The organism is Allobosea sp. GW821-FHT10B12, from assembly GCF_059415545.1.
The window spans coordinates 173,293-190,752 of sequence record NZ_JBWKNL010000008.1; the positions used below are offsets into that span (position 1 = coordinate 173,293).

Genomic DNA, 17,460 nt, shown 5'->3' on the forward strand with positions numbered 1-17,460 from the left:
GATCCTGATCCTACCCGAGTACACCTCGCAGCCTGTTCGAAAAACAACCGCCCCGCCATGCACTTGGCATGACGGGGCCGTTGATAAAGCAGTGACTGGCAGGTCACGGAAAGTCGCCCCCTGCCTCCGATCACTAAGCCGCCTCGGCAAGCTCCCCCTTCCCCTCCACCCCATGCTGCCTGAGCGGCTTGTTCCCCGACAGCCTCCGCATCAGCACGTAGAAGACCGGCGTCAGGAAGATGCCGAAGGCGGTGACGCCGATCATGCCGGCGAAGACCGCGATGCCCATGGCCTGGCGCATCTCGGCGCCCGCCCCGGTCGAGAGCACCAGCGGCACCACGCCCATGACGAAGGCGAGCGAGGTCATCAGGATCGGCCGCAGGCGCAGGCGGCTGGCCTCGATCGCGGCCTCGACCGGCGTGCGGCCCTCGAATTCGAGCTCGCGCGCGAATTCAACGATCAGGATGGCGTTCTTGGCGGATAACCCGACCAGGACGACGAGGCCGATCTGGGTGAAGACGTTGTTGTCGCCGCCGCTCCACCAGACGCCGGCCATCGCCGCGAGCAGGCCCATCGGGATGATCAGCAGGATCGCGACCGGCAGGGTCAGGCTCTCATACTGTGCCGCCAGCACCAGGAAGACGAGCAGGATCGCGACCGGGAAGACCAGGATGGCGGAATTGCCGGCCAGGATCTCCTGATAGGTCAGCTCGGTCCATTCGAAGGCGAAGCCCTTGGGCAGGGTCTCGTTGGCGATGCGGGTGACGGCGTCCTGCGCCTGGCCCGAGGAGAAGCCGGGAGCCGGGCCGGCATTGATGTCGGCGCTGAGGAAGCCGTTATAGCGCATCGCGCGTTCTGGGCCGGAATCGGTGCGAACGTTGAGCACGGCCGAGAGCGGCACCATCTCGCCCGAATTGGAGCGGACCTTGAGCTTGCCGATGTCCTCCTGATAGGCGCGGTAGGGCGCGTCGGCCTGGACGCGCACGGTGTAGGTGCGGCCGAACTTGTTGAAGTCGTTCACATAGGACGAGCCGAGATAGATCTGCAGCGTCTCGAAGACATCGGTGACGGGCACGCCGAGCTGGCGCGCCTTGGTGCGGTCGATGTCGGCATAGAGCTGCGGCACGTTGACCTGGAAGCTCGAGAACATGCCGGCGAGCTCGGGCGCCGTCGCGGCCTTGGCCATGAAGGCCTTGGTCGCCTCGTCGAGCGCCTTGTAGCCGAGGCCGGCGCGGTCCTCGATCTGCAGCTTGAAGCCGCCGATGGTGCCCAGCCCCTGGACGGGCGGCGGCGGGAACATCGCGATGAACGCCTCCTTGACGCCGGCGAACTCCTTGTTGAGCTGCATGGCGATGGCGTTGCCCGAGAGCGAGGGGTCCTTGCGCTGGTCGAAGGGCTTCAGGCCGACGAAGACGATGCCGGCATTGGACGAGTTGGTGAAGCCATTGATCGACAGGCCCGGGAAGGAGATCGCGTTCTCGACGCCGGGATGCTTCAGGGCGATCGCGTCCATCTTGCGGATGACGTCCTCGGTGCGGTCGAGCGTCGCCGCGTCGGGCAGCTGGGCGAAGCCGACGAGGTACTGCTTGTCCTGGCCGGGCACGAAGCCCGACGGCACCTTCTGGAACAGCATGACGGTCAGGCCGACGAGGCCGGCATAGACCACGAGCATCACGGTCTTGCGGCCGAGGATGCGGGTGACGCCGCCGCCATAGGCCTCCGACGAGCGGTTGAAGAAGCGGTTGAAGCCGCGGAAGAACCAGCCGAACAGGAAGTCCATGCCGCGGGTCAGCGCGTCCTTGGGCGCGTCATGGCCGCGCAGCAGCAATGCGGCGAGCGCCGGCGACAGGGTCAGCGAGTTGATGGCCGAGATCACCGTCGAGATCGCGATGGTGAGCGCGAACTGGCGGTAGAACTGGCCGGTCAGGCCGCTGATGAAGGCGAGCGGCACGAAGACCGCGACGAGGACGAGCGCGATCGCGATGATCGGGCCGGAGACCTCGCGCATCGCCTTGTAGGTGGCCTCGCGCGGCGAGAGACCGTTCTCGATGTTGCGCTCGACATTCTCGACCACGACGATGGCATCGTCGACGACGATGCCGATCGCCAGCACCAGGCCGAACAGCGAGAGCGCGTTGATCGAGAAGCCGAAGAGATACATCACCGCGAAGGTGCCGACGACCGAGATCGGCACGGCGACCAGCGGGATGATCGAGGCACGCCAAGTCTGCAGGAAGACGATGACGACGAGCACGACCAGCGCGATCGCCTCGAGCAGCGTGGTGATCACCGCCTTGATCGAGGCGCGGACGAACTGGGTGGTGTCGTAGACGATCGAGTAGTCGACGCCCTCAGGCATGTTCTGCTTGATCTCGCGCATCGTCTCCTGGACGCGGTCGGCGATGGCGATGGCGTTCGAATTCGGAGCCTGGAACACCGGCACGGCGACGGCCGACTTGCCGTTGAGCAGCGAGCGCAGCGCGTATTCGGCGGCGCCGAGCTCGATGCGGGAGACGTCCTTGAGGCGGACGACCGCGCCTGAAGGAGCGGTCTTGACGATGATCTCGCCGAACTCCTCCTCGCTGGCGAGGCGGCCCTGCGCATTGACCGAGAGCTGCAGGTCGAGCCCCGGCCCGCTCGGCGAGGCGCCGATGACGCCGGCCGCGGCCTGGACGTTCTGGGCGCGGATCTCGCGGACGATGTCGGAGGGCGAGAGGCCGTGCTCGGCGACCTTCTGCGGGTCGAGCCAGACGCGCATCGAATAGTCGCCCGAGCCGAAGAGCTGGACCTGGCCGACGCCGTCGATGCGCGCCAGCCGGTCCTTGACGTTGAGGACGGCGTAATTGCGCAGATAGGTCATGTCGTAGCGGCCGTTCGGCGAGGTGATGTGCACCACCATCGTCAGGTCCGGCGAGCTCTTGATGGTGGTGACGCCAAGCCGGCGCACCTCCTCGGGCAGACGGGGTTCCGCCTGGCTGACCCGGTTCTGGACCAGCTGCTGGGCCTTGTCCGGGTCGGTGCCGAGCTTGAAGGTGACGTTCAGCGTCATCACGCCGTCGGTCGTCGCCTGGCTCGACATGTAGAGCATGCCCTCGACGCCGTTGATCTGCTCCTCGATCGGCGTCGCCACGGTCTCGGCGATGACCCGCGGATTGGCGCCGGGATATTGCGCGCGCACCACCACGGTCGGCGGCACGACCTCGGGATATTCCGAGATCGGCAGCGCGCGCAGAGCCAGCAGGCCGGCGAGGAAGATCAGGACAGAGAGGACGCCGGCGAAGATCGGCCGGTCGATGAAGAACTTCGAGAGGTTCATGGGGGTGCCCCTTCAAGGCGGCGGCCCCGCCGGTCCCGAAGCGGCCGGCGGGGCGGGAAATGGATGTGAGAAACCGCGCCGTCATTCCGGGGCTTCGCGGAGCGAAGAGCCCGGAACCCAGAACCGATGCGCCTGTTCACCGAGGCGCGGGATCGGGTCATTCAACCAGGACCGGCATCGGTTCTGGGTTCCGGGCTCAGGCCTTCGGCCTGCCCCGGAATGACGGCGGTGGTTCAGCGCTGCGCGAGCTCGGTCTTGGGCTTCTTCAATTCGGAGCGCTCGGCCATCGGCACCTGCTCAGGAGCGACGGTCGCGCCCGGGCGGATGCGCTGCAGGCCGTTGACGACGATCTGCTCGCCGGCTTCCAGCCCGCTGGTGACGATGCGGAGCCCTTCAGCAGCCGTGCCGAGCGTGACCTCGCGCCACTGCGCCTTGTGGTCCTTGCCGACGACGAAGACGAACTTCTTGTTCTGGTCGGTGCCGACGGCGCGCTCGTTGATGACCAGGGCCGGCTCGGACTTGGCCTGACCCATGCGCAGGCGCACGAACTGGCCGGGCATCAGCGCGCCATCCTTGTTGTCGAAGATCGCCCGGACGCGGACCGTGCCGGTCGCAGCGTCGATGCCGTTGTCGACGAAGTTGAGATGGCCGGAGATCGGCGCGGCCTCGTTCGTCGCCGTCGTCATCTGCACCGGGATGCGCTTCAGGTCGCGGGGCTTGCCAGCTTCAGCCGGCAAGGTCGCCAGCGCCTTGAGCAGCGAGCCTTCATCGGCGTTGAAGCCGGCATAGACCGGATCGACGGAGACCAGCGTGGTCAGCAGCGGCGCATTGGCGCCGGCGGCGACGAGGTTGCCGACGGTGACCTCGAGCCGGCCGATACGGCCGCCGATCGGGGCGCGGATCTGGGTGTAGTCGAGATTCAGCCGCGCCGACTGCAAAGCGGCGCGGGTGGCGCGCTCGTTGGCCTGCGCCTCGCGCAGGGCATTCAGCCTGGCGTCGAGGTCGCGCTGCGAGACGTTCTGGGTCGACATCAGCTTCTGGCCACGCTCATGCTCGTTCTGGGCGAGCGCGACGCGGGCCTCGGCCGCGAGCAACTGCGCCTGGGCGCGCTCGAACTCGGCCTGGTACGGCGCCTGGTCGATGCTGACCAGCAGGTCGCCCTGCCTGACCAGTGCGCCTTGCGAGAAGTGCACCTGCTCGACCACGCCGGAGACGCGCGAGCGGATCTCGACGCGCTCGATCGCCTCGAGCCGGCCGGAGAATTCGGCCCAGCTGACCAGCTCGCGCTGCTCGACCAGTGCGACGGAGACGGGGGTCGGCGCCGCGGCGGCGGGGGCGGTGTCGCCCTGCGCCTTGTCGGAACCGTGGACGGCAACGGCGAGCGCCGCGAGCGAGACGCCGGCGGTGAGAGCAACGCCCAACAGGGCATGACGGATCGTTCCCAGAATCATGGGTCTAGTCCTTCGTGGAGAGAGATTGAAAGAGCGGAGCGAGCGGCCCGCTAGGACGGCGCGGTCGCGGTGAAGAACTCGCTGATGTGATGACAGGCCGCGCACAGGCAGGTGCCGTCGCAGGGGCCCTCGGCGAAGGCGTCCGGCCAGCGGCTCGGGCCGCCGACGACGCGGATGGTGGTGTCGACGCCGGCCGCCTTCAGCCGGCCGGCATAATTGATGCTCTCATCGCGCAGGAGGTCGTCCTCGGCGGTGACGATCAGGGCCGGGGCGAGCCCCGTGAGCCTGATGGCATTGACCGGCGCCGCGTAAGGATGCGCCGCCTTCTCGGGCGAGCCGAGATAGGCATGCCAGCCATCGGCCCAGCGGCAGCCGACCGGCCCGGCCTCCGCCTCGCGGAAGGAATAGGTGCCGAGGCAGGAATCGAGCATCGGCGAGAACAGGATCTGGCCGGCGAGCGGCGGCCCGTGCCGGTCGCGCGCCATCATGGCGAGCGCCGCGGCGAGGTTGCCGCCGGCCTCCTCGCCCGCCACATAGAGCGGCGCGGTCTTGCCGACCCAGCGCGCCTTGTCGCGGGCGATCCTCTCCAGAGCCGCATAGCTCGCTTCGAGCGCCTGCGGAAACGGATTGGCTGGGGCGAGCGGGTAAGGCAGCGAGATCACGATCGCGCCAGCCTCGGCCAGCGTGGTCGCGACAGCTTCGCCAGAGGCAAGCGAGCCGCTGTCGAAGGTGCCGCCATGGAGGTGAACGACGAGGCCGGCCTCGTCGGGCACCGCCGCCGGCGCATAGAGCCGGCCGGCGAGCTTGTCGCGCCCGAGCTGGACGCTCTGCTCACGCCAGAACACGGCGCGGCGATAGCGGCTTTCGGGGATGGACGGGGCGAGCATGGCGTTGACAGCCGACGAATGTTGCGGTGCATCATGATTTAGGTGATGCTCCCTGCTTAATAAACCGCCGATCTGCTCCTACATTGTTTCTGTACGGAAATAATCGCCGGATCGTTCCTGGAGCTCTCGCGATGGATCAGCTCAACGCCATGCGCGCCTTCGTGCGCGTCGTCGAGGTCGGCACCTTCACCCGCGCGGCGGAGCTGCTCGACCTGCCCAAGCCGACCGTGACCAAGCTGATCCAGCAGCTCGAAGGGCACCTGCACGCGCAGTTGCTCAACCGCACGACGCGCCGCGTCACGGTGACGATGGATGGCGCCGCCTATTACGAGCGGGCGCTGCGTGTGCTCGGCGAGATCGACGAGCTCGACCAGAGCATGACCTCCTCGCAGGCCCGGCCGAGCGGACGGCTGCGCATCGATGTCAGCGTGCCGCTGGCGACCGACATCATCCTGCCGGCGCTGCCGGGCTTCCACGCGCGCTATCCCGAGATCCAGATCGACATGGGCCTGTCCGACCGGCCGGCCGATTTGATCGGCGAGAACCTCGACCTCGCCGTCCGCGCCGGCGCGATCGACGACCAGAGCCTGATCGCCCGCCGCATCGGCGAGATGATGCTGATCACCTGCGCGACGCCGGGCTATCTCGCCAAGCACGGCACGCCGCAACACCCGCGCGATCTGGAAGACGGCCATCTCGCCATCGGCTATCGCCGGGCCGGCACCAGCCGCATCCTGCCTTTCACCTTCGCCAGCGCGAAGGAAACCATCGAGATCCAGGGCGAGTATGTCGTCTCGCTGAACGAAGGCACCGGCTATGTCGCAGCCGGGCTGGCCGGGATGGGCGTCATGCAGGTGCCGACCTTCATGGCGATGGCACACATCGCCGCCGGCCGGCTCGTGCCGGTCCTGACCGACTGGTGCACCAAGCCGAAGCCGCTGCACATCATCTACCCGCCGAACCGACACCTCTCCAACAAGGTCCGCGTCTTCGTCGACTGGCTGGCCGAATTGTTCGCGCGGAACGAACTGCTCCAGGGCAAGCCGCTGCTGCCCTGCCCCGGCGGTGTGGCAGCGGTATCGCCAGCGCTCGCGCATCATCCCGAGCAGGCAGCCTGACGGCGCAAGGCCGGGATGACAGCGCCAGCGGTTCCATCGCGCCCCGATCTGGCCTAACCAAAGGCGCCGGCCGTCCGCCGCACGTCCTCCAGCAGCCAGGTCCGTCCGATGTCCCGCAGCGTCCGCGACAAGCTCGAAGCCAATCTCGCCCGCGTCGGCGACGGCGCCCCGGTCTTCACCAAGCTCCTCACCGACACGGCCCGCGCCGAGGCCGATGCCGCCGACCGAAGGCGCGAGGCCGGGCTGCAGCTGAGTGCGATCGACGGCACGATCGTCTCGGTCAAGGACCTGCTCGACGTGAAAGGCGTGACGACCTGGGCCGGCTCGAGCGCGCTGAAGGGCGCAGCTCCCGCGGCTCAGGACGCGCCTTCGGTGGCGCGGCTGCGCCGGGCCGGCGCGGTGATCATCGGCAAGACCAACATGACCGAGTTCGCCTTCTCCGGCATCGGCCTCAACGCCACCTTCGGCACGCCGGGCAGCGCGCTCGACAAGGCGCGCATCCCCGGCGGCTCCTCCTCCGGCGCGGCGGTCTCGGTGGCGGAAGGCTCCTCGGAGCTGACGGTCGGCACCGATACCGGCGGCTCCTGCCGCATCCCCGCCGCCTTCAACGGCATCACCGGGATGAAGCCGACGCACAAGACGGTTCCCGATGAAGGCTGCTTCCCGCTGGCGCCGAGCCTCGATGCGATCGGCCCGCTGGCCAAGGACGTCGCCGGCTGTGCGCGCCTGCTCTCGGTGCTGGCCGACCGGCCCTTCGATCTTGATGACGGCATTTCCGCCGGCCGCATCCGTCTCGGCGTGGCACGTGGTGGCTTCCTGGCCGAGGCCGATCCGTCTGTCGCCAAGGCCTATGAGGCGGCGATCGAGCGCGTGACGCGGCTCGGCATCGCGGTCGAGCCGATCGATCTCGACGGGTTCTACCAGGAGATGCTGGCGGTCGCCCCCGTGCCGCTCGTCACGGTCGAGGCTGCCGCGGTGCATCGCGACCTGATGGCCGCCAAGGCCGATGCCTACGACCGACGCGTCGCAGCTCGCATCGCCATCGGCGTACCCTGCAAGGCGGCCGACTACATCATCGCCATGGAGAAGCGCCGGGCGCTGATCGTTCGGCTCGCCGCCCAGCTCGACGGACTCGACGGCTTCCTGGCGCCGACCGTGCCGATCGAGGCGCCGACGATCGCCGCGGTCGAGGCCGGCGACGAGGCCTTCTTCACCGCCAACCGCCTGATCCTGCGCAACCCGGCCTTCGGCAATTTGTTCGACCTGTGCTCGATCTCGCTACCGATGCCGCTCGGCGACAAGCTCTCCGGCGGTTTGATGCTGAGCGCGGTTGCGGGACGAGACCAGCAGCTGCTCAACATCGCCAGGCTGATCGAGCCGGCGGCGGCGGGCTGAACCCGGCGACATCGTCCGCAAGGGCCGCGACATCGAGCGGCGCGCTGGTGCGGGCCGTGCGTTCCATCAGGAAGATCGTGTCCGGCTCAACGGCAAGAAGGCGGCCGTCTTCATGGATCAAGCGTGATCGCGGCACTTGCGCAGAATGCGGGTGCAACTCCCGCTGGTGCCTTCGTAAGGTCACAATGCCAAACATGATTGGCAGCGGGAATTGCCAACGGATGGCGCGGATCAATCTTGCCGGCAACAAGAAGCATCCGAGGCTATATTTATGGGACTATCTGCGATGAACTCCTGTAGTCGGCAATCGATCCGCGCATTTCACACATTCAGCAACTGATGCTCTATTCTAGCCGCCGCGCGGAGTAACCCATTCCGATGGGGAAGCCCGCCGCACGCGTCACGGACATGCATACCTGTCCGCTTGTTTCAGGCGTCGTCCCGCATGTTGGCGGGCCGATACTGCCGCCATGTTGCCCGACGGTCTTGATCGGCGGCTTGCCAGCAGCACGCGTGACCGATCTCGCGCTCTGCGCGGGGCCTGTCGATGCAATCGTCCAGGGCTCGCCAACCGTCTTCATCGGCGGCCTGATGGCAGCCCGCATCGGCGATTTGACGTCGCATGGCGGCATCATCGTTACCGGCCAGCCCAATGTCCTCATCGGCGATTTGGGGGTCGGAGGCGCCGGTGCCGCAGCAGCAGAGCCAGGTTCCGGGCCGACGAATCAGGCCGTCGCGAAGTCAAATCCCACCGGTGGAAGCACGGTGGTGACCGTCGACAAGGCGACCAAGACTATTTCCATCAAGACGAACATGGAATTCATGGGGCCTGGAGCAACGGAAGCCTACGCCCAAGCGGCCAAGAAGCAGATCGAAGAAACCTGGAGCGGAAAAATGCGCCATGACGGCGCGGAATATAATGTGAACGTCGCGATTACCACCAAGGTATCGCCGACGGGGAACCCGACGCCCGGATATGATACGATCCATGTCGACCCGGCAAATACCCGCATGTCGCAGCATTACTATGGCGCCAGGCCAGGCTATCAGACCCCCGCTGCCGCGACCGACACGGCAAGGCCGAGACGGATCGCGCACGAATATGGCCATACACTCGGCCTGCGGGACGGCTATCACGACAGCCCGCAGGGAGCGGTGAAGAATGATCCAACCAAGCTCAACGATATCATGTCGGAGACTTGGCCGGACCAGCACGGGACGCTTCCGCATCCGCACCAGGATCACTATGAAACCATCCTGAAAAACTACGGTTTCTAGAATTGAGACATCGTCATGAGTCTGCCCAGACTATTGATGAGCCTACTGATTGCAGGAGCGATCATGAATAACAGCGCTCCGGCCGCAGCGGAAAGCGAATTGAACCAGCTGATCGCGCGCTGTGAGCCGAATTGCCCATTGACGTTCCTGTGGTGGACACGGGGCGGAGAACCGGGGCCGGGCTATACGTCGGACCACCTGACGATCACGTTCGAAGAGCGCCGGATCGCCGGGACTTATATCAGGGCGCGTTTCGACCAGACCCGAGACCCACCGTTCAAGGCGCTGCAATACGATGGGGACCTACCCCCAGCAGCCAGGGCGGAACTGATGACCTTGCTGGTGAAGGAATTACCCTTCGACCAGCACCTGCCAAGCGAAGACCGAGACGATCTGGCCGATGCGATCAAGGACACCATACAGGTCGTTCTCGCAGGTCGGCAGTTCGAGAAGACGCTGTACCAAAGCGATGCCGCCGAGCTTGCCGGCCTGAAAGCCTTTCGCTCGAGGATTGCCCGCATGCTTCATGACGCAAAGGCCGGCCCGTGAGCATCGGCCCGGGCATCGCCCGTCCCTAAGCCTTTATCTCGCCGAGCGCCCAGGGCAGTTCCTCGCCGCCGCGGAAGACGACAACGTCCTCCTCGCCGACCGCAACGGTCGGCGAGACCCGGCAGGGCCGCTTCTCCAGCGTGATCGTGCCCTCGTTCAGCGGCAGGCCATAGAAGCGCACGCCGTTCTCCGAGGCGAAGGCCTCGAAATGGGCGAGCGCGCCCTCCTCATCGAAGACCTGGACATAGGTCTGCAGCGCGGTCGCGCCGCCGAAGACGCCGGCCGAGCAGCATTCGGCCTGCTTGGCGCTGCGCAGATGCGGGGCGGTGTCGGTGCCGATGAAGAAATTGCCGTCACCGGCAGTGACCGCCTTGCGTAGGGCAAGGCGGTGGCGCTCGCGCTTGGCGACCGGCAGGCAATAGAGATGCGGGCGCAACCCGCCCTGGAAGATCGAGGTGCGGTTGATGATCAGGTGATGCGGCGTGACCGTGCCTGCCGCCCGGCCGGCATGGGCGCGCACCAGCTCGACCGTCTCGGCGGTGGTGACGTGCTCGACCACGACCTTCAGGCCCTGATGCCGCTTCAGCAGCGGCAGCATCTCGGTCTCCATGAACACGGCCTCGCGGTCGAAGATGTCGACGGCCGGGTCAGTCGCCTCGCCATGGACGAGGACCGGCATGCCGATCCTCTCCATCCGCTCCAGCACCGGGGCGAGCTTGGCGATGTTGGTGACGCCGTGATGGGCATTGGTGGTGGCGCCGGCCGGGTAGAGCTTGGCGGCGGCCCAGACGCCTTCCTTGAAGCCGCGCTCGATCTCGTCCGGACTCGTTGAATCGGTCAGATAGCAGGTCATCAGCGGGGTGAAGTCGTGGCCCTCCGGTCGCGCCGCGAGGATGCGCTCGCGATAGGCGCTGGCGGCATCGACTGATGTCACCGGCGGCACCAAGTTCGGCATGATGATGCCGCGCCTGAACTGAGCGGCGGTGAAGGGCAGCACCGCCTTCAGCATCGCTCCGTCGCGCAGATGCACGTGCCAGTCGTCCGGCCGGCGGATCGTCAGCGTCTGCGACGGAGTGGTGACTGCCTTGGCTTCGCTGCTGCCGAAGAGTTCCGTGACGCTCATGCCCTGCCCCTGTGCTGATCTGCCCGCCAAACGAATCCGCCGGCGAGCTGGCTTTCCATAGCCGCCTTGGCGAGGCGGCGCGAGCACATCGAAACAATCACGCCGGGGACAGTGCGCAGTAGGGATTGACCTTCACCGGCAACCTGTCGAGAAGGGGCCGTTTGCGAATTTGATCCGAGCCGCGCCAACGCCTGCAAACGGCGAAGGATGGCGCGCGCTGGCCCTGGAGAACGAGACCATGTCGAATCTTTACATGCCGGTCGACCGGGAGACCATCGCGCTCGAAGCGGCCAAGATGCTGCTCGAGATCAAGGCGGTCCACTTCTACAGCGACAAGCCCTTCATCTTCACCTCGGGCTGGGCGAGCCCGGTCTATATCGACTGCCGCAAGATCATCTCCTTCCCGCGGTTGCGCTCCTCGCTGATCGACTTCGCCGCAACGACGATCGTGCGCGACATCGGCTATGAATCGATCGACATCGTCGCCGGTGGCGAGACGGCCGGCATTCCCTTCGCCGCCTGGATCTCCGACCGGCTCTCGCTGCCGATGCAGTATGTCCGCAAGAAGCCCAAGGGCTTCGGCCGCAATGCCCAGATCGAGGGCGAAGTGGTCGAGGGCGCCCGCACCCTGCTGGTCGAAGACCTCGCCACCGATGGCGGCAGCAAGGTCAATTTCTGCAAGGCCCTGCGCGACGCCGGCGCCAAGGTCGATCACTGCTTCGTGCTGTTCTACTACGACATCTTCCCGCAGGGACGCGCGATGATGCAGGAGATCGGCGTCGGCCTGCACTACCTCACGACGTGGTGGGACGTGCTCAAGGTCGCCAAGGCGAGCGGGCATTTCGAGCCGAAGGTGCTGGCCGAGGTCGAGAGCTTCCTCAACGAGCCGGCCAAGTGGTCGGCCGCGCATGGCGGAATCTCGGACTTCAACCAGGCCAAGACCGGCTGAGGAGCGATAAGCCTGCCTGCAGACGCGGCCTGCTTCGCGCGGGCTCAGCCAGCGTGCAGGACGCGAAAGCGATCAGGAGCCGCGGGGTCCCGGTCGACGACCTGGATCGGCGGCCAGGCCCATTGCCAGACGCTGATCCCCGGCACGCGCGAGAAGCGAATGGGCCCGCGCGTGCCCTCGACCGACACCTCCGACCAGGCTTGCGCCAAGTGCGCCCGTTCCGTGCCGTGAGAGCGCAGCATCGCGGCGAGGACGGCGATCGTGTCATAGCCCTCGAACGCGACGAAGGACGGCGCCTGCGCCAGCCGACCACGCAAAGCCACTTCAACGCGCGTGCCGAGCGGAGTGAGCCGTTCCGGCAAATAGCGCAGGAACGGGATCGCTGCCCCGTCCTCCCCTAGCAAAGCCAACCATTCGGGCAGCTCGGGCGGCCCGGCCGGCGCGCCGATCGTGATGCCCGCAAGGCGCGGATCATTGCGGACGGCCTTGACGATCGAGACCGCCGGCTCAGGATGGCCAACCAGGAGCAGCAGGGCCGTGGCGCCCTTGCCGGCGAGTTCGTCACAGAGCGCCGCGGGTGTGAGCGAGTTCATCTCGAACTCCATGACGCTGCCACCGCGCGGCGTGATGTAATCCTGCAAGATGCGTGTTCCCGAGGCCCAGTAGACGCTCGGCACGGTGGCGACGGCGATCCGCTGATGCCCCGCGCCGAGCAGGAAGTCGGCGTAGAGCCGCCAGCCGCGCGACTGCGCCGGGGCGATGCGCGCGACCCAATCCCTCGGCTGCTCGGTGAGCGCGTCGAGGACTGCCGAGGAGCAAAGGAACGGCAGCCCCAGGGCATCGGCCCTGGCCGCGGCGGCGCGGGCGACGACACTGTGATATTCCCCGGCCAGGGCAGCAACGCCCAGATCGGCGAATTCATCGACGGCGGCGATTGCCTTCTGCGGATCAGCCGCAGTGTCGCGCGCGATCAGTTCGAGCGGCTGTCCAGCGATCCCGCCGGCAGCATTGACGTCGGACACGGCCAATTCGAGCCCGGCGAGCAGATGCTGCCCGGCCTCGACCCAGCCCGGCCGCGACAGTGGCGCCAGAGCTCCGATCCGGATGGAGAGCGTATTCATGCGTCGGCATCTCCCGGGCGATCATTCGGTCGCACTATGCCGGGATCGCGCCGGTGAACGTCAGTAGCGCGAATGCAGCGCGGTCAACCGATTTCAGAAGGCCGGCGGCCGGCGCTCGAAGAAGGCGTTGATGCCCTCGCGGAAATCGGCCGTGCCGGCATTGGCGACGAAGGCCTTTTGCTCCAGATCGAGCTGTGCGTCGAAGGAGCCATGCGTTGCGGCCTGGACCAGCGCCTTGCTCGTCCCTTGCGCGCCGACGCTGCCGCGGGCGAGCTTTTCCGCCATGGCCCGCACGGTCTCCATCAGCTCGCCATTCGGCACGATCCGGTTGACGAGGCCGAGCTGGAGAGCGGTGTCGGCATTCGCCGCCTCGTTGAGCAGCACGAACTCCAGCGCCCGGCGCGGGCCAAGCAATTGCGTCAGCGTCCAGGTCGTGCCGCCATCGGGGCTGGTGCCGAGCTTGGTGTAGGCCGAGAGGAAACTGGCATCCTGCGCCGCCACCACGAGGTCGCAGGCGAGCGCGAGCCCGACGCCGCCACCCGCGACCGGCCCCTGCACGGCGGCGATCACAGGCTGCGGCATTGCTTTGATCAGGCGCATCAGCGTGTGGAAGCGGTCGATCAGCAGCGTCGCGGTCTGCGGCGCGCCGGCAAGATCGGCCTGGAAGCGGGCGAGATCGCCGCCCGCCATGAAGGAGCGCCCTGCCCCCGCCAGGATGACGGCGCGAATCGATGCGTCCGCCGCCAGCCCCGAGAAGGCCGCGACCAGCGCATCGGCCATCGCCTCGTCGAGCACATTGAGCACCTTGGGGCGATTCATGGTCACGGTGAGGATCGGCCCATGCCGCTCCGTGATCACCACCTCGCCTGCCGTATCGCTCATCGTCTCGTCCTCATCTTGTCTCGTGCCACCGGGCTCAGCCCGGCGCCCTCGTATCGTCGATGACCTTGCCATCGTTCGGCAATGTCCCCGGCGCGACCAGCTCGACCGTACCGCTCAGCTTGAAGACGTCGCGAACCGAGGCCTTCACTGCTTCGACTAGCCCTGAGCTCGGCACGGTGGCCTCGGCCTTGAAGCACATCGCATCCGCCTCGCCGGCGCGCGATACCACCAAACGGCAGCGACCGATCTCGGGATGTCGCGTCGCGACCGCCGCGACCTGCTCGGGCCGGACGAACATGCCCTTGACCTTGGCCGACTGGTCGGCCCGGCCGAGCCAGCCGCGGATGCGCTGATTGGTGCGCCCGCAGGGCGAGCGCCCCGGCAGCACCGCAGTGAGATCGCCGACGGCGAAGCGGATCAGCGGCTTTCTGGGATCGAGGATGGTCACAGTGATCTCGCCGACCTCGCCCTCCACCACCGGTTGGCCGGTGCCGGGCCGCAGGAGCTCGACAATGATGTCCTCGTTGAGGACGAGGCCTTCGCGGGCCGGCGTCTCATAGGCGATGATGCCGCATTCGGCGGTGGCGTAGCACTGATAGGCATCGATGCCGCGCTCACGAAACTCGGCCTGCAGCGAGGGCGGAAAGGCCGCGCCAGAGACCACCGCCCGCTTGAGCGAGGAGAGGTCGCGCCCGCGCGCCGCGCCGAGATCGAGCAGGATCTTCAGGAAATCCGGCACGCCGGCATAGAGCGTCGGGCGATAGGCCTCGATCAGGTCGAGCTGGGCATCGCTGTTGCCCGGCCCGGCCGGGATCACGGCACAGCCGAGCACGCGCGCGCCGGCATCGAAGCACCAGGCACCCGGGGTCAGATGGTAGGAGAAGGTGTTGAGCACGATGTCACGCCAGCCGGCGCCGCTCGCCGCGAGCGCGCGGGCGACACGCCAGGGATCGTCGTCATGGCCCTCGGGCTCGAAGATCGGCCCCGGTGACATCATCAAACGGCGATAGTCGCTCGGGCGGCCCGGGAGCAAACCGCCGAAGGGTGGCTTGCCGCGCTGGGTCGCTGGCAGATCGGATTTGCGCAGCACGGGCAGCTTGGCGAGTGCCGACCGGCCAATGATGGCCTGGGGATCGACGCCGCGCAGATGCTTCCGCCAAGCCGGCAGCCGCTGCGCCGCTGCGATCACCTGCGGCAACCGCTTGAACAGATCGGCCTCGCGTCGCGCCGGCGCGCGGGTTTCCAGCCGGTCGTAGTGCTTGGCCATCGCGTCGCCTCAGGCGAGCCAGCGCTTGCGGCGCCGGTAATGCTTGACCGCGTGATAGTCGACCTTCTGATGGCCGCCGAGATAGGCGTCGGCGACATCGGGATTGGCGCTCAGCACCGCGGCCTCGCCGCTCATCAGGATGCGGCCGTTCTCGATCAGGTAGCCGTATTGGGCGATCTCCAGCGCCGCCGTGGCATTCTGCTCGACCAGCAGCACGGCGACGCCGTCGCGCTCGTTCACCCGCCGGACGATGTCGAAGATCTCGTCGACGAGGAAGGGCGCGAGACCAAGGCTCGGCTCGTCGAGCATCAAGAGGCGCGGCTCGGTCATCAGGGCGCGGGCGATCGCCAGCATCTGCTGCTCGCCGCCGGAGAGATAGCCGGCCTCGGCCTTGGCCCGCTGCGCGAGCCGCGGGAAGGTCTCGAACATCCGGTCGATCAGCGCCGTGACATGGCCACGCTCGCGGTGCATGGTCGCGGCGGCGATCAGGTTCTCCTTCGGCGTCAGATGGCCGAAGACGCGCCGCCCTTCCAGCACATGGACGATGCCGCGGCGGACGCGCTCGGGCGGGTCGACCGCCAGGATCGAGCGGCCCTCGAAGCTGATCTCGCCGCGGGTGACGGCGCCGCGCTCGGGCTTGAGCAGGCCGGAGATCGACTTCAGCACCGTGCTCTTGCCGGCGCCATTTGCGCCGAGCACGGCGACGAGCCCCTTCTCGGGCACCTCGATCGAGACGCCGCGCACGGCGAGGAAGACCTGATCGTAGACGATCTCGATATTGTTCAGCGCCAGCAGCGTCATCGGCCCGATCCGAAAAGGGGCGACGCGGAGGGCCCGCGCCGCCCGGACCTCGTCATTTCCCGGTCTTCTTGAACTCGTCCGAGTTCTTGCGGATCTCTTCCCAGACCACATCCTGGTTGGCGGAGAACCAGTCGGTGATTGGCACGAACTTGGCGCCGTCCCAGCGCGCGATCCGGCCCATGCCGCCACCCTGGTGGTCGTCCTTGGTGATCGTGGTCGGCGGCAGCAGGCCGTCGGCGGTGAAGTTGGTGATGGAGCGCAGGCCCTCGTTGAGCCAGGGACCGGTGACCGGGCCGTTCGGCGCCTTCTCGGCCGCCTTGCGCACGCCCTCGACCATCAGCGTCGCCATCTGGACACCGTAATTATAGTAGGCCGTGCCGACCTTGTTCTCGGGGCCGGCGCCTTTGCCCTTGCCGACGACGTCGGCGAGGATGTCCTTGATCACCTTGGGCTCGCGCCCACCGACGCAGGGCTCGACCTTCATCACGCCCTTGGCCGCCTCGCGCCCGACCACGTCCATGTCGGATTCGGAGAGCCAGACGCTGCCGGAGACCCGGTCCATCGGCAGGCCGTTGCGGATCGCCTCGGTCAGCGCCACGGTCTGGCCGACGCCGGCGCCCCAGAAGATCACGAAGTCGGGCCGCGCGCGGCGCACCTGCGGCCAGATCGCCGACTGGTCGTTGCCCGGCGGCGTATAGGGGAAGGCGGTGAGCTCATAGCCTTCCTTCTTGGCGAGCACGTTGAGGATCGGCAGCGGCTCCTTGCCGAAGGGCGTGTCGATGTGGACGAAGACGATCTTCTTGCCCTTGAGGCTGCCCTTCTCGGTCTTCTTGAACTGCTCGATGATCAGGCCGGCCTGGGTCCAGTAGTTGATCGAGAGCGGCAGCACGTAAGGGAAGGCGCTGCCGTCGGCGGCGTCGCTGCGGCCGGAATAGGCGGTGATCATGTTGATCTTGTCTTCGAGCGCGCGGGGGACGAGCGCGCGCGCCACCGGCGTCGAGAGCGGGTCGATCAGCACCGCGCCCTCGCGCTTGCCGCGCTCATAGGCCTCGATGGCGCGCGGCAGGTCGTTGGCGTGGTCGGTGATGTCGGCGACGATCTTGTAGCCGCCGACGCCGCCGCGATCATTGACCAAAGTGAAGTAGTCGCGCTGGCCCTGGTTATATTCCGAGGTGACGAAGGTGTAGATGCGGGTGAAGTCCTGCGGCAGCGAGAAGCGGACGATCTTCTCCTGGGCGAAAACGCGGGCTGGCAGGGCAAACGGCGCGGCCAGCGCAGCCGAGCCGGCGATGAACGAACGGCGATCGAGCGACATCCTGTTTC

14 protein-coding genes are annotated in these 17,460 nt (G+C 67.2%); 5 read left to right on the forward strand and 9 right to left on the reverse strand.

Going from position 1 to position 17,460, the window contains the following annotated elements; translation table 11 throughout:
• Positions 1–133 precede the first annotated feature (133 nt).
• The 3 genes from AC07O0_RS24570 to AC07O0_RS24580 form a co-directional block, all read right to left on the reverse strand.
• A complete protein-coding gene (locus AC07O0_RS24570; RefSeq protein ID WP_494626574.1) occupies positions 134–3,316 on the reverse strand; it encodes an efflux RND transporter permease subunit in 3,183 nt (1,060 codons plus the stop codon).
• A gap of 233 nt (positions 3,317–3,549) precedes the next feature.
• The gene (locus AC07O0_RS24575; RefSeq protein WP_494626576.1) at positions 3,550–4,767 is read right to left on the reverse strand and encodes an efflux RND transporter periplasmic adaptor subunit; all 1,218 of its coding nucleotides are present in this window, start codon (positions 4,765–4,767) and stop codon (positions 3,550–3,552) included.
• A gap of 50 nt (positions 4,768–4,817) precedes the next feature.
• Entirely contained in the window at positions 4,818–5,654 is an 837-nt protein-coding gene (locus AC07O0_RS24580; RefSeq protein ID WP_494626578.1) for an alpha/beta hydrolase fold domain-containing protein, read from the reverse strand.
• Positions 5,655–5,785: 131 nt separating this feature from the next.
• Here AC07O0_RS24580 and AC07O0_RS24585 point away from each other — a divergent pair, with 131 nt between their 5' ends.
• From AC07O0_RS24585 to AC07O0_RS24600, 4 genes are all read left to right on the forward strand, one after another.
• Entirely contained in the window at positions 5,786–6,772 is a 987-nt protein-coding gene (locus tag AC07O0_RS24585) for a LysR family transcriptional regulator (protein WP_494626580.1), read from the forward strand.
• 108 nt (positions 6,773–6,880) lie between these two features.
• Positions 6,881–8,167 (forward strand): amidase, encoded by a 1,287-nt coding sequence (locus tag AC07O0_RS24590; protein ID WP_494626581.1) that lies wholly within the window; start codon positions 6,881–6,883, stop codon positions 8,165–8,167.
• Positions 8,168–8,575: 408 nt separating this feature from the next.
• Positions 8,576–9,445 (forward strand): PAAR domain-containing protein, encoded by an 870-nt coding sequence (locus tag AC07O0_RS24595; protein ID WP_494626700.1) that lies wholly within the window; start codon positions 8,576–8,578, stop codon positions 9,443–9,445.
• Between the two features lie 15 nt (positions 9,446–9,460).
• Positions 9,461–9,994: a hypothetical protein gene (locus AC07O0_RS24600; RefSeq protein WP_494626583.1), complete on the forward strand. Its 534-nt coding sequence runs from the start codon at positions 9,461–9,463 to the stop codon at positions 9,992–9,994.
• Between the two features lie 25 nt (positions 9,995–10,019).
• Here the strand turns inward: AC07O0_RS24600 and pyrC are convergent, their stop codons facing one another.
• On the reverse strand, positions 10,020–11,117 hold the full coding sequence (gene pyrC / locus AC07O0_RS24605; RefSeq protein WP_494626584.1) for a dihydroorotase: 1,098 nt from the start codon (positions 11,115–11,117) through the stop codon (positions 10,020–10,022).
• 238 nt (positions 11,118–11,355) lie between these two features.
• Between pyrC and AC07O0_RS24610 the strand changes: the two genes are divergently transcribed.
• Positions 11,356–12,066: an orotate phosphoribosyltransferase gene (locus AC07O0_RS24610; RefSeq protein WP_494626586.1), complete on the forward strand. Its 711-nt coding sequence runs from the start codon at positions 11,356–11,358 to the stop codon at positions 12,064–12,066.
• 44 nt (positions 12,067–12,110) lie between these two features.
• Here AC07O0_RS24610 and AC07O0_RS24615 read toward each other — a convergent pair whose 3' ends face one another.
• The 5 genes from AC07O0_RS24615 to AC07O0_RS24635 form a co-directional block, all read right to left on the reverse strand.
• Positions 12,111–13,187, reverse strand: a complete 1,077-nt coding sequence (locus AC07O0_RS24615) for an ABC transporter substrate-binding protein (RefSeq protein ID WP_494626588.1) — start codon at positions 13,185–13,187, stop codon at positions 12,111–12,113.
• 93 nt (positions 13,188–13,280) lie between these two features.
• The gene (locus AC07O0_RS24620) at positions 13,281–14,069 is read right to left on the reverse strand and encodes an enoyl-CoA hydratase/isomerase family protein (RefSeq protein WP_494626589.1); all 789 of its coding nucleotides are present in this window, start codon (positions 14,067–14,069) and stop codon (positions 13,281–13,283) included.
• 34 nt (positions 14,070–14,103) lie between these two features.
• Positions 14,104–15,336, reverse strand: a complete 1,233-nt coding sequence (locus AC07O0_RS24625; RefSeq protein ID WP_494626590.1) for a phenylacetate--CoA ligase family protein — start codon at positions 15,334–15,336, stop codon at positions 14,104–14,106.
• 9 nt (positions 15,337–15,345) lie between these two features.
• Positions 15,346–16,137 carry an ABC transporter ATP-binding protein gene (locus AC07O0_RS24630; RefSeq protein ID WP_494626592.1) on the reverse strand — a complete coding sequence of 264 codons (792 nt, stop codon included), beginning with the start codon at positions 16,135–16,137 and terminating at the stop codon, positions 15,346–15,348.
• Positions 16,138–16,189: 52 nt separating this feature from the next.
• Positions 16,190–17,452 carry an ABC transporter substrate-binding protein gene (locus AC07O0_RS24635; protein ID WP_494626593.1) on the reverse strand — a complete coding sequence of 421 codons (1,263 nt, stop codon included), beginning with the start codon at positions 17,450–17,452 and terminating at the stop codon, positions 16,190–16,192.
• Positions 17,453–17,460 lie beyond the last annotated feature (8 nt).

Coding starts and splice junctions, on each gene's coding strand:
- AC07O0_RS24620 (WP_494626589.1), bottom strand. CDS start 14,069: ATGAGCGATACGGCAGGCGAGGTGGTGATCACGGAGCGGCATGGGCCG.
- AC07O0_RS24580 (WP_494626578.1), bottom strand. CDS start 5,654: ATGCTCGCCCCGTCCATCCCCGAAAGCCGCTATCGCCGCGCCGTGTTC.
- AC07O0_RS24570 (WP_494626574.1), bottom strand. CDS start 3,316: ATGAACCTCTCGAAGTTCTTCATCGACCGGCCGATCTTCGCCGGCGTC.
- AC07O0_RS24625 (WP_494626590.1), bottom strand. CDS start 15,336: ATGGCCAAGCACTACGACCGGCTGGAAACCCGCGCGCCGGCGCGACGC.
- AC07O0_RS24575 (WP_494626576.1), bottom strand. CDS start 4,767: ATGATTCTGGGAACGATCCGTCATGCCCTGTTGGGCGTTGCTCTCACC.
- AC07O0_RS24630 (WP_494626592.1), bottom strand. CDS start 16,137: ATGACGCTGCTGGCGCTGAACAATATCGAGATCGTCTACGATCAGGTC.
- AC07O0_RS24590 (WP_494626581.1), top strand. CDS start 6,881: ATGTCCCGCAGCGTCCGCGACAAGCTCGAAGCCAATCTCGCCCGCGTC.
- AC07O0_RS24595 (WP_494626700.1), top strand. CDS start 8,576: ATGCATACCTGTCCGCTTGTTTCAGGCGTCGTCCCGCATGTTGGCGGG.
- AC07O0_RS24610 (WP_494626586.1), top strand. CDS start 11,356: ATGTCGAATCTTTACATGCCGGTCGACCGGGAGACCATCGCGCTCGAA.
- AC07O0_RS24615 (WP_494626588.1), bottom strand. CDS start 13,187: ATGAATACGCTCTCCATCCGGATCGGAGCTCTGGCGCCACTGTCGCGG.
- pyrC (WP_494626584.1), bottom strand. CDS start 11,117: ATGAGCGTCACGGAACTCTTCGGCAGCAGCGAAGCCAAGGCAGTCACC.
- AC07O0_RS24635 (WP_494626593.1), bottom strand. CDS start 17,452: ATGTCGCTCGATCGCCGTTCGTTCATCGCCGGCTCGGCTGCGCTGGCC.
- AC07O0_RS24585 (WP_494626580.1), top strand. CDS start 5,786: ATGGATCAGCTCAACGCCATGCGCGCCTTCGTGCGCGTCGTCGAGGTC.
- AC07O0_RS24600 (WP_494626583.1), top strand. CDS start 9,461: ATGAGTCTGCCCAGACTATTGATGAGCCTACTGATTGCAGGAGCGATC.